8 protein-coding genes and 1 pseudogene are annotated in these 12,626 nt (G+C 44.9%); 2 read left to right on the plus strand and 7 right to left on the minus strand.

What is annotated here, in order from left to right; all coding sequences use genetic code 11:
- Window positions 1-35: 35 nt before the first annotated feature.
- A pseudogene (locus QZW82_RS01565) lies at window positions 36-544 on the minus strand (IS701 family transposase); the annotation flags it as partial.
- A 579-nt stretch (window positions 545-1,123) separates the two neighbouring features.
- Between QZW82_RS01565 and QZW82_RS01570 the strand changes: the two are divergent.
- A complete protein-coding gene (locus tag QZW82_RS01570; RefSeq protein WP_293143480.1) occupies window positions 1,124-2,755 on the plus strand; it encodes a polysaccharide biosynthesis protein in 1,632 nt (543 codons plus the stop codon).
- A 535-nt stretch (window positions 2,756-3,290) separates the two neighbouring features.
- On the opposite strand, the gene QZW82_RS01575 is transcribed toward QZW82_RS01570, so the two are convergent.
- The 5 genes from QZW82_RS01575 to glnA all read right to left on the minus strand — a co-directional run bounded on the left by QZW82_RS01575 (window position 3,291) and on the right by glnA (window position 11,078).
- On the minus strand, window positions 3,291-4,154 hold the full coding sequence (locus QZW82_RS01575) for a type II CAAX endopeptidase family protein (protein ID WP_293143482.1): 864 nt from the start codon (window positions 4,152-4,154) through the stop codon (window positions 3,291-3,293).
- A gap of 366 nt (window positions 4,155-4,520) precedes the next feature.
- On the minus strand, window positions 4,521-5,564 hold the full coding sequence (gene lpxD, locus QZW82_RS01580; RefSeq protein WP_293143485.1) for a UDP-3-O-(3-hydroxymyristoyl)glucosamine N-acyltransferase: 1,044 nt from the start codon (window positions 5,562-5,564) through the stop codon (window positions 4,521-4,523).
- A 671-nt stretch (window positions 5,565-6,235) separates the two neighbouring features.
- Window positions 6,236-6,550 (minus strand): YkvA family protein, encoded by a 315-nt coding sequence (locus QZW82_RS01585; RefSeq protein ID WP_293143488.1) that lies wholly within the window; start codon window positions 6,548-6,550, stop codon window positions 6,236-6,238.
- A 1,391-nt stretch (window positions 6,551-7,941) separates the two neighbouring features.
- The gene (locus QZW82_RS01590; protein WP_293143491.1) at window positions 7,942-9,057 is read right to left on the minus strand and encodes an SPFH domain-containing protein; all 1,116 of its coding nucleotides are present in this window, start codon (window positions 9,055-9,057) and stop codon (window positions 7,942-7,944) included.
- Window positions 9,058-9,656: 599 nt separating this feature from the next.
- Entirely contained in the window at window positions 9,657-11,078 is a 1,422-nt protein-coding gene (gene glnA, locus QZW82_RS01595; RefSeq protein ID WP_293143493.1) for a type I glutamate--ammonia ligase, read from the minus strand.
- A gap of 378 nt (window positions 11,079-11,456) precedes the next feature.
- On the opposite strand from glnA, the gene apcB reads away from it, so the two are divergent.
- Window positions 11,457-11,966 carry an allophycocyanin subunit beta gene (gene apcB / locus QZW82_RS01600; protein WP_293143500.1) on the plus strand — a complete coding sequence of 170 codons (510 nt, stop codon included), beginning with the start codon at window positions 11,457-11,459 and terminating at the stop codon, window positions 11,964-11,966.
- Between the two features lie 206 nt (window positions 11,967-12,172).
- Here apcB and QZW82_RS01605 read toward each other — a convergent pair whose 3' ends face one another.
- Entirely contained in the window at window positions 12,173-12,436 is a 264-nt protein-coding gene (locus tag QZW82_RS01605) for a hypothetical protein (RefSeq protein WP_293143503.1), read from the minus strand.
- Between the last annotated feature and the right edge of the window lie 190 nt (window positions 12,437-12,626).

The following is a 12,626-nucleotide window of genomic DNA, read 5'->3' on the forward strand; positions in this document are numbered from 1 at the left end:
GGCCCTCTTGGTTTAAGCGGTTATATAAGCTGTCAGTTATACCTCATCTTTTTGAGAAAGGCTATATCTCCCGTTACTATTCTTGGTTGTACTCCCCATTCTGTGATTTCCCTCACCATTTATCTAAAATAATCGTTTTTGGTTTTTCCCTCTCTTTTATCGTAAATTCTGTAATTGATTGGCACTGAATTACCATAGATGTCACTATAATATAGCGCGATCGAGTTTAATCCTCTGATCGGCTTATGGTATTTACCTGACCAAAAATAGCTAATTAATTCTGTATGTTTTGGTTCACTATACAGCTTTTATATGACTGTATCGTCAACACTTAATATACCTCCTTCTAAGTTGATAAACTTTTCTATTATCGAAAATAAATCTGACGGTTCATATCTCTCTCACCAAAAAGCGATTAATACTATCATCGGAAACGTCTCCCAATATCTCTGAAGTGCCTACTGCACCCCCCAAACTTGAGTTCTGAGAGTAAAAATAAGGTGTATAGCTCCTTATTGCATCGCGCTGTCGAGGTTTTAGTTATTTTTCTGATTGTCCGATACCTGGCACGTAGATGTTCCCTCTTTATCAATGCACTATTTGGTTATTTTGTCAATGCGTAAGTCCTAATTTACTGAAACATTAGCTATATTTGGTAACCTGCCATACAGATAGCTTGAGTAGTAAAAGGCTGTGGAATCGCTGTCAAATATAATGTTAAGAGTTTTAACGCTTGCGCTACTTTATATGAACTTTAAAATTGCGTCAAAACTCGTAGGTGATTGCAAAGAAATAGTAAAGATATGTTTTGAGTATTGCCAACAGCCAGCAACTTAAGTTTATAGTTGTAGAGACAAATGTTTGATAGATCGTGTTCCAACTTGGTCGATCGCCAAAATAAATAGGTAAAAAAATGCTTAATAAAACTACAAGTAGGCTGAAGACAAGTAATTAGTATGAGAGCCGATAGGGTGTCTTTACCATAGGGTGTCTTTCCCATCAAGTCGCTTTCAGTCCAAAAAATCTTAAAATCAAGCAGACTTTAAAAGATTCTGTCCCTCGAAAATCAGTTTAACAACTCGCTTATCAGCAACCGTATTTCTAGAATCTCAAGGAGCCAACAGTGAAAAGTGTAATTAACCCCTCAGAAGTGTTTGAAGGTGCTAGCAAAGCCGAAATAATCGATCGCATCCAACGGTTAGTTCCCCCAGGTTCCCCGGAACCCCAAGATCCTGAAATCCTAGCAGCCCTACAAACTCTCACCGCACAGCTAATCACCGCCTATCAAGCCGACGGACAACTAGAAAGCGATCCTTTTACCGACGTGCGCGATCGTACAATTCACCTGCACGCATCCGCAGTCAACAGCAAAATCAAAGGAAAAACCATTCTCGTAACCGGGGGAGAAGGATGCGTCGGCGCTTTCTTAATCGAAAAACTCCTCGAATTAGGCGCAACCAAAATCATTTCCGCAGACAAAGCCCGATGTCAAAACCCTGAAGAAACTCTCCCGCATTTTAACAAAGAAGGTGCAGTAACTTTCTATGCGGTTGACATTCGCAACTTGGAGGCACTGAAACATATATTTGAGGTAGAAAAACCACAGATTGTTTTTCACCTAGCAGCCCAACGCCAACCCGGACTAGCTGAAATCAAAATCAGAGAAACAGTTACAACCAGCCTGTTAGGATGCAAACACGTCATCCAGCTATGCGAAGAATACGGTGTAGCAGACTGCGTATTCTCTTCAACAGGCAAAACATCTCGATACTTTACAACCGAAGTTTACGCAGCCTCCAAAAAGTTTGCCGAATGGCAATTTGCCAAAGCAGCTCAAGCGGGAAACGTCACTTACGGGATGGTTCGCTTTACTCATATGTTGGAAAATAGCTTGTTCTGCGAGCAAATGTCCAAAAAAGTAGAGCAAAGTAAAACTGTCAACGTTCACGCTCCCCACCGCTACGTCACTGCTCAAAATCTTGTCGAAGCCGTACATTTATTGCTGAACGCTCTGGTAGTGTCCGTTCCCGGAAAACTGAAATTGGTCGCCGTCAGCAATCTCGGGTGGCCGACAGAAACCTTGGAAGTCGCTCTTTATAAAATTCTTGAATCAGGCAAAAATCTGCCAATTTATTTTCAAGGACTTTTACCGGGATACGAAGAACCGTTTTTCCTCGGACAGTTTGACTGGAGCAAGCCTACAGACATCCATCTGCTAATTAATGTTCTGGAAGATCCTTTTAGAATGATTGATGATGCTGGCGACATGGTAACTGTAGAATTAGCTCCTTTTTCTTTGCGCGTGTTAGATGGACAAGTGTCGAACCTGGAAAACTTAATCAACACTCCAGATTTACCGGAAGTGGAAATCAAGCACGCTCTAGTCGCAGCAGAAAAAGAAGTGATTGCTTCGTCTTTTGCATGGAGTTCACCCCAAGAGTTGTTAAAGATTTTGCAGTGGGGTGTCAATCCCAAGAAATTGCAAGGTTACGGAACAGAAATTGCTGACTACACGGAGATTATCGAACTCCTGCTGCAAGGAATGTACGGGCGGCTCAACGAAGAAGTCTTGAAGGGTGCCGGAATTACTGCTGATGAATTTGAGCAGTTAGTTGACAGTCTTTCTACGCTGGATTCTATTCAAGCAGAAGTGGTATATTTGCGATCGATATCGAGATGTGTCAGACAATCTGTACTTCCCGCACATTTCACCCAAAAAAAACCTGAACCTGTTCCTGTCCGCGATGCAGCGTAATTGAACAATAGTTTAGTGATGGCTTTGTTGATTTTAGTGGATTAAAAATAGAACATCCCAAACCCGGTTTCTTTGAGATACCGGGTTTCTTAAGTCTGGGCCTGTTTGAGGTTGAATTAAGTAATTTATAGCACAATACGGTTTACTTAACGCTTTTTTAGGAATTTTATCAGACGATTTGCTAGGCAATACAGGCATTTTTTGCAAGTCAGATTATTCTTAAAGTCAACCGTATTGATTTATAGCATTTCGAGCGAAAGATGAGGTATGACTGTAAATAAAGTTTTTGATACGATTTCGCTTACTATATAATCACTCTCAGGAGGCTAAAGCCCAACAACATACCTCAGCTATCTGAGGGCTAAAGCCCAACAACATACCTCAACTATCTGAGGGCTAAAGCCCAACAACATACCTCTAGTCTGAGGGCTAAAGCCCAACAACATACCTCTAGTCTGAGGGCTAAAGCCCAACAACATACCTTAACTCTCTTAGGGCTAAAGCCCAACAACATACCTCTAGCAATAAGTCTTATTTAAATTAACAAAATTACGGCTGATGTTGCTAGCAATAACAGGATTCCAACCGCACCTGCGAGGGGTTTTGCTGCTATTCCTGTAATCCATTCCGGTACTTTGTTGGTTTGATTGATTAGTCCTTCTGTATCTACGGTAGTTATACCCCAAATCCATCCGGCGTGGAGTCCGATCGCCAATCCTAAGCTACCATTGTCGGCGATGCGGGCTAAAATTAAAACCAGACCCATCAGCCACAATCCAGGTAGTTGTGGTATAGTTTCTTTTGGCGCCCAAATTAGGTGGGCGATCGCAAAAATTAAGCTGGCGATCGCACCTGCGGTTAATATTGAGTAATCTTGCTGGAGTAGATTTTGCAAACAGCCGCGAAAGATTAACTCTTCTGTCGCGCTAATCCACAGGGCTAATAACAGAGTCACCAGAGTTGAAGGCTTCAGAATTGAAGCCGGAAAATTAATGATTGTTTCGCCTGTTTCGGTTTGAACTTTGGTGTTTTGTAGTTCCAGCCAACCAGCGGTTAATTGCACGCCGAACAAAACTGCTAAGCTGACTACTGCTAATGTTAATCCCACCAGCGAGGATATGAAAGTTGCGGGTTGCCAATCCCAACCCCAGTCAGCCAAAGATGCGCCTTCGATCCAAGTTGTCGCCCACAAAATTAAGGGTACAATTAAGTAGAGGGAAGCGAGTAAAGGCAGTTTTTTGTTGCCTAAAGGTTGGGGCGGATGCCATTTTAGGGCGATCGCCAATATAATTGCTATAGGTAGCCACAAACAAGCCCAAGTTGAGAAAAAAACAATTACTTTGACAATTGCCGGTATTGACGGCGACATCAGTCGCAGGTTATTCAGGCTGTTCCACATTTAAGCGATTTTCTCACAAATAGAAGAGTGTGCAGCGATTTAGGGGTAATAGGAATTACGCTGTTAAACCAGGTTTCTGCCGAATATGCTTGGTTTGGCGATGGGATATTTACTACTAAAATTATGTTCGCTAAAACCACACAATAAAATTGGTTCGCACTCAAGACTCTAGTCGTAATTATGGATGCGGACTAAAGTCCTCACTACAAACTGCGGACTAAAGTCCTCACTACAAACTGCGGACTAAAGTCCTCACTACAAACTGCGGACTAAAGTCCTCACTACAAACTGTTTTTAGGCTGAGGAATTGACTGCAAATGATATAATATCAAATCCTGTATTCGTTACCGGAGTTCCTTAGTGGCTTCAAAGGCGATCGATCCGGCGCTGAATTTGTCTCAGGGACTGGTACATTTCGGGTAAGCGGTTGTACACAGCAGCGGCTTTGAGAAAGAGTTTGTGGGGAATTGCTGGAACCCCAGTCACGATCGCACCTGCGGGCACGTCGCTGTGAATTCCGGCTTTGGCTGTGGCGATCGCGCCATCTCCAATTTTAGCTTGATTGGCTATTCCTACTTGACCTGCCAAAATTACATTATTGCCAATTATTACTCCGCCCGCTAAGCCGACGTGGGCGGCAAAAGCGCAATTTTTCCCGATTTGACAGCCGTGACCTACGTGTACTAAATTGTCGATTTTCGTATTCTGGCCGATGCGGGTTTCTCCGACGGCGGGCCTGTCGATCGTGCTGTTGCAGCCCACCTCAACGCCCTCTTCCAATACCGTGCAGCCAGACTGCTCCATTTTCACCCATCCCGAGGCTGTCGGCACAAACCCAAAACCTTCGCTCCCGATCGCGGCGCCGCTGTGAATGACGCAATTTGCCCCGATGCGAGCACGTTCGTGAATCACACAGTTAGCGTGTAAAACTGTATTTTCGCCAATTACTGCATCTGGATAAATTACGACATTTGGATGAATGCAAACGTTATTGCCGATTTTGACTTTTGCTTGAATAACTGTGTGGGGGCCGATACTGACATTTTCACCGATTTCGGCTTCGGGGTGAATTGTAGCGGAGGGATGTATTTCGGATGCTGGGCGAAATGGTTGGTAAAAAATGCCGATGGTTTGAGCAAATAGCAATCGGGGATCGGCTGCGGCAATCCAAGCAATGTTGCGATCGCTGCATTGAGCTTGCAAGCCTTCATCTAAGGGTAAAATTAAGGCTGAAGCGTTTGTAGTGGCTGCATGAGCGGCAAATTTAGCTCCTTCTATGTAACTGATCGTACCCTCGGTGGCTTCATCGACTGGGGCGGTGCCTGTAATTTCTCGATCGGCAGCGCTGGAGGCTTTTAGGCTGTGGCTGTTGGCTAAATTCAGTTTTTCTACTAAGTCGCTAAACTGCATAAATGAAAATTTGCTGTTAACACCGATTCCTCAAGCTCAAAATCATATCATGTTCGATTGTTTGTAGTCAGGACTTTAGTCCTCGGTTTTTATTCTTTAAAATTATGAGGACTGAAGTTCTCACGAAGAACCTGGAAAGGACTGAAGTCCTCACTACGAACCTGGAAACGAATAACCTGGAAAGGACTGAAGTCCTCACTACGAACCTGGAAACGAATAACCTGGAAAGGACTGAAGTCCTCACTACGAACCTGGAAACGAATAACCTGGAAAGGACTGAAGTCCTCACTACGAACCTGGAAACGAAGAACCTGGAAAGGACTGAAGTCCTCACTACGAACNTGGAAACGAATAACCTGGAAAGGACTGAAGTCCTCACTACGAACCTGGAAACGAAGAACCTGGAAAGGACTGAAGTCCTCACTACGAACCTGGAAACGAAGAACCTGGAAAGGACTGAAGTCCTCACTACGAACCTGGAAACGAACCTGGAAAGGACTGAAGTCCTCATTACGAACCTGGAAACGAACCTGGAAAGGACTGAAGTCCTCATTACGAACCTGTTCGATCGCCCACCCATGAGTTTACCAGCGCCCATGCAAAAGGGAGCCGATGTTTTCTGCTCCCACTCACTCTCGAAAAGGTGTAAAGTATTCAGTTATTTTCGGCAACTATTGTACAGAGGATGCTTCTACATCTACGGTGCGGGGTGTCCCTTCTGCATAGGTGTCGGTTGGTTCTGATGCTGAGGCTGTCTGTGTTTGGCGGGATTTAAAATAGTCGATCGCCATTTGGGACACTTCCGAAATCAGCAATACTGCGATCGCCACATCGTCAATTTGTCCGACTACGGGGAGGAAATCCGGCGCAATGTCGATCGGGCTTACCAGATATGCCAGTGTTCCCAGAATAATCCACCAGCGGTACTTGGGGTTGCGGAGCGTCTCGCGGTACCAGTTGTAAACAGATTGTATAGAAAAGCTCATGGGGTTGTCCTCTCGTTATATTTTCAATCTTGACAAATTCTCGCTCGAAATGCTTGTGGAGATATCCCCCCTAGGGTTGGGAAGAGAATTCTACTCAGAGACATTTGGAATTGGGTACGGGGGATGTGGGTTCATCAGTTGTAGGGGCAGTGGATGGTGCGGGCCTGCCCTCTTAGTTGACTGTTGACAGCTACCCATAGCCGTCGATAGAAGAGGATTGGAGCAATGAATCATTTTATTTGATTTCCCCCTAAACGGGGAGGTTTCAGACCCAATATTTTCGGTGATTTAAACTCGGATTCAAAACCTTTTTCCTACTAACTTTTGCAAGTGCTTGTTTTTGTCCAAAGACTTTAAGTCCGGCTCGGTTCGCTCTAAGCTCAGGTATTTGGATTTGTTCAGCTCGATCGCCCGGGCGATGCAATCTACGGCTAAAATATAGACAACTACAGATTTTGCCTAAATTTTGTACTTTTACGCGATCGTGACTTGCACACAATTTATCAGTTCAATTTATTGGCCTCCCTCAATCTTAAATTAGTCTGATTTCCTCCTCATATTTTTAACAATCAAAATGTTCGTACAAGAACCTTTTTTGGGTATAAAACAACACCTGCTATTTTTGTTTTGGGATCTGGGCGATCGGGTTGATTGCAATACGGTTTACTTAACGCTTTTGATGAATTTCATCTGACGATTTTTGGATTATAAAGAGGTGAAGTAGATATTAAGAAGATTTTACCGCAGAGAACACAGAGAACACAGAGAGGGGAGGGATAAAAGGTTTTTTTCCAAAACCCTCGCAATACTCTTCCCTCTGCGCTCTTAGCGCCCCAATACGGTTCAAAAGTCTTCTCTTGATGGAGTGGATTATATTTCAATACGGTTTACTTAATGCTTTTGATGAATTTCATCTGACGATTTTCTGGCAATATAGCCATTTTGGGCAAGTCAGATTTTTCTTAAGTCAACTGTATTGGGGTTGATTGCTAATATTTCGATCGTCGCAATTCAAAATATCTTGGGCTAGGGCAGCCCTATTTCAACAAACAAAACTGTTCATTAAGGAACAGTTTTTTGGTATAAGTTGACACCTAGTTTTTTTGATAGTTAGGATGCGGTCGATCGCCCGAATTACTGACTTTTTTCGGGTTAAAAATCAGTCAAAATACACATTCATTCTGTTACCTATTTTCTACAATCCTTGCATTCACTGGGTTTCACACTGACACTAATCTCAGTATAAGTTTGACAATCCGATTTTGACAGCTACTATTCTCACCCATCGCCCTACATTCAGCATAAGTACAAATAAATAAAATTAGTATCACAAAATACCCGTAGTCCGAGTTTGGACAGGGCGTTAAGTTCGATCGAAAAAAGGGTAGTTTTCATCCGTCTTGAAACACCCATTTTTGGTCGCCGATCGCAATTTCGCAACCATTTGCCAACCAAAAAGGTTCGTTAGCAGCCAGCCTCTGCCCTCCGACAAAAGTGCCGTTGGAACTGCCGCTATCGACAAGTTGATATCGCTGTTTGCCAACTTCGTCAGTGGCGCGGCGGATTTGGGCGTGGTAGCGGGAACTTTGCGGATCTTGCAACACTAAACTGTTAGTCGGTTCGCGTCCAATTGTAAAAGGATTGGCCGTTAAACCGATCGCCTGTCCAGAAAACTTGTAGATTAAATATGCAGTATTTTTGCGATCGCTGCTGGCGAGTACAGTCGGTGCAAGTGAAGGTGAATTTCTCGCGGGTGGGAGACTATTTTGAGCGAGTTGTTCGCTGAGTTGTTGCAAATCGCGATCGAATCCTGCTGCTGTTTCAGAAGCTGGAAGACTCGCAGGAGAATGACCCGAAATTAAGTTTAACTGCTGGACGGGAGCTTGAGGAACGATCGGGCGGCCAGCTTCAGCAATTCTCATTTGCAGGGCGGCCGAATTTTCTGCTTCCTGTCGCGCACTCATTCCCTCAACTTGGCGGATCACTCCGTTGGTTTCGGGAAAGCTGACATCGCCAATTCGCACGTCTTCTAAATTAAAACCTAGGGGATAAAAGTCTTGGACGCGATCGAGCAAATTTTGGCGCAGCAACAGCCGGCCTTGGGTGATAAGCTGTTGTAAAGAAAATTGCCCGATCGCCAATCCCATACAATCCTTAACTGCACTTGCCAAAGCTGCGATCGGATCGGACAATTCCAAAGCTACCCGTTTCGGATCTATAACTTGATAAATAACCGTCAAAGTCGCATCAATTAAAAATCTATCCTTAGACAAAAAATCTCCGTGGGACTGCACGTCCAAGTTGCGAAGTTTGGTATCTACGAGGACAATTTGACACTGTTCCAGCAGGGGAAGGGCGAAGCTGAAATGGCGCCCGGATTTCAGGGTACGCACGGCGCGGCCGTTTTTGACCAACAAACCTGTGCAACCCGCCCCTATGAAGTCCATGCTAAACCCGGCCCAGCGTTCTGGAGTCACAGTTTGAATCAGGGGAGAGGCGTTGTTCATGGGATGCAGTTTGAGGGAGGGATGATTCTACTTTTAGGGTAACAAATTGCTAGCCGTCGATCGACCTCGCGGTGCGCCTGTTCGGCAACTTCTATACTTTACGCCTCCCAAAGTCCCGATTCAGTACGTACTCGATCTAGTTTGCATCTAATACAATTCCGGTTGCAGCGTCTGGTGATGTTGACTGTTGACTGTTAATTGTTGATTGTTGAACACATCTATAGCGGTTCTCATAAAGATTCGCGGACGTTGTTGGGCTTGGGCCCTCTTGGCTTCATTGGTTATGTAAGCTGTCAGTTATACCTAATCTTTTTGACAAAGGCTATAATTTTTATGTTAACAAAAGGGTGCATCTGGCGCAAGGCAAGGGCGAAGCATTTCGGCACATAATTTATCAGTGGAAATTACAGATTTACTGCCGAAATGCTTCGCCCCTACGAGTATATTTTCATTCATACCAGATGCACGCTAACAAAAAGGCAAAGTCTGGGCGCCGATCCAGAAGTTCTAAACTATAAAAAAACGCCGCTTTGTAGGGCGGCGTTCTTTTTAACTAAGCATTAAAAATGGCATAATTTCCATTTTTGATTCTTAAGTTTTTAACAATCGTAGTACAAAGCAAACTCGTAAGGGTGAGGGCGCAACCGCATCGGGTTGACTTCGTTGTCGAGTTTGTAAGAAATCCAGGTTTGGATGAAGTCTTCGGTAAAGACGCCTGTTTCTGTTAAGAAAGCGTGGTCTTTTTCTAAAGCTTCTAACGCGCCTTCCAAGGAACCCGGAGTAGAAGGAACTTTGGCTAATTCTTCGGGAGACAAATCGTAGATATCTACGTCCAAAGGTTCGCCCGGATCGATTTGATTTTTGATGCCGTCTAAGCCTGCACACAGCATGGCTGCAAAGGCTAAATAGGGGTTGGATGTGGCATCGGGGCAGCGGAATTCTAAGCGCTTGGCTTTCGGGTTGTTCCCGGAAAGGGGAATTCGCACTGATGCCGATCGATTTCCTTGAGAATAAGCTAAGTTTACAGGCGCTTCAAAACCGGGAACCAACCGCTTGTAGGAGTTGGTCGTCGGGTTGGTGATTGCCAAAAGTGCCGGGGCGTGCTTCAGAATGCCGCCGATGTAATGCAGTCCCATTTGACTGAAACCTGCATATTGATCGCCTGCAAATAGCGGTTGGCCATCTTTCCAAATCGACTGGTGAACGTGCATCCCGGAACCGTTGTCGTTAAACAGCGGTTTGGGCATGAAGGTGATGGTTTTGCCGTATTTTTTGCCGACGTTTTTGATGACGTATTTGTATGTCAGTAGATAGTCAGCGGCTTGGACTAATGTCGCAAAGCGGAAACCGAGTTCGCACTGCCCGCCGGTGGCTACTTCGTGGTGGTGCTTTTCGATTGGTACGCCGCATTTTGCCATTGTCAGCAGCATTTCCGTTCTCATGTCTTGAGAGGTATCGGTTGGTGCTACTGGGAAATAACCTTCTTTGTAACGCGGTTTGTAGCCGAGGTTGCCGCCTGCTTCTTCTTTGCCGGAATTCCAGCGACCTTCGACGGAATCTACGTAATAATACCCGGAATTTTGCGTTTGGTCGAAGCGAACGTCGTCAAAAATGAAGAATTCTGCTTCTGGGCCGAAGAATGCTGTATCGCCGAGACCGGTGGTCAGCAGGTAGTCTATCGCTTTTTGGGCAATGGTGCGGGGACAGCGGCTGTACGGTTGGCCGGTGCGGGGTTCCTTGATGCTGCAAATGAAGCTGATGGTGGGTTCTGCCATGAACGGATCCATCCACGCGGTGGTAGGATCGATGACCATTGTCATGTCTGATTCGTTGATGGCTTTCCAGCCCCGAATGCTGGAACCGTCGAAGGGTACGCCGTCGGTGAAGGCGGTTTCGTCGATTTGGTCGTGGTACAGGGAAAGGTGTTGCCAGATCCCCGGCATATCGATGAATTTCAGATCGACGATCTGGATCTTATTTTCTTTTATGTAGTTTAGGGCTTCTTGGGGTGTCTGGAACATGACTTACTCCTGATATTGGTTTTGTTGCGGGCGATCCTCTTCGTTGGCGTAGCCCCCGTAGGGGCGGGCTTCGCTAACGGCAAATTTCAGACTGTTTGCGCGATCGTATGCCTTGAGTACCCACAGTTTTGTAACAATAGATACAAAATATTAAAGTGGGCCCAGTGGATCAGGACAATTTGTGATGATTGCCTTGTCTGTGTTTCGGCTGTTGATATCAGGCAAACGGCTGAACTTGGCGGTCATTTGCCGGGGAGGGACTACCCTGTGTGCAAATCCTATCTCAAATCTTAATCAAAGGCCGATTTGTAGTAGTCTACAATAGGCGGTCTATCTCAGATAGCAAAGTATTGATAAAGATTTTTGGGAGAGAAACTTATGCGCGATGCCGTGACGAGTCTGATTGAAAATTATGATGTTGCTGGTAGGTATTTAGACCGAGATGGTATCGATCGGTTGAAATCTTATTTTGCAACTGGCACAGCACGGGTACAAGCAGCAGCAGCGATTAACAGCAATGCTGCGGCTATTGTCAAGCAAGCTGGTATTCAGCTATTTGCAGAACAGCCCGAACTGATTCGTCCCGGTGGTAATGCCTACACAACTCGTCGCTACGCGGCTTGTCTGCGAGATATGGACTACTACTTGCGCTACGCTACCTACGCCTTGGTGGCTGGAAGTACCGATGTGCTGGACGAGCGCGTGCTCCAAGGTTTGCGGGAAACTTACAATTCTCTGAGCGTTCCCATCGGCCCGACGGTGATGGGGATTAGCATTATGAAGGAGATGGTTAAGGCTCAGGTTGAATCTGCCGGCTTGTCTGTCGGGCCTTTTCTAGAACAGCCTTTTGATTATATGATTCGCGAATTGAGCGAACAAGATATTTAAGTCAAGCAAGCTGGTTTTTTTAGCAGCAAATTGCTTTTGTGGCTTGCACGTAGCAGGCTCTCGATCGCTTTTTTGGGATCACAGCAGAAAAGCGATCTTTTTTATGGATTATACCATTTTCGATTGGGGCTTAAAGAATAGACAATGACTTACTGCCTAAGGGTTTGGAGTTGGCTCTTCATTTGTATTCTTGTTGGAAATTGGTATTAAAAATCGCCGACATATCCCCAGACGAGGCATTTGTCGAGGGGATTTTTCGTGTGGTGGCGGTTGATTTGGTCGGTGCTGATTGCTTCTACTTCGCCGTTGGGGTAAAGAATGTGGATTATGTTGCCACTGACGAAGGCCAGAGGATTTTCTTGACAAATGTCAGAATTTCTGATCGGAAAGTTCGTTTTTTTCATGTCCATCGCCCTGATTGTGTTTGTAGCGCATTCCCCTGTATTTACATAATCTTTGATTTGCGACATTTTTTATGTGATTCTACGAATGTCGATGTGTGATAAAACTACAGGCTCATAGCGATCTAAGTCACATCATGTGGGGTGGGAGCGATCGCCCATCGAGCTTCAAAATACTATAAAAATGCTGATGTGAGGGCATCGCCCTCGGAAAACCCAAATAATTATAAAAAATCCGCAGTCGGGTTTTTGCGTAAGT

Origin of the sequence: Microcoleus sp. bin48.metabat.b7b8b9.023 (assembly GCF_013299185.1) — a bacterium.
Lineage (GTDB): Bacteria > Cyanobacteriota > Cyanobacteriia > Cyanobacteriales > Microcoleaceae > Microcoleus.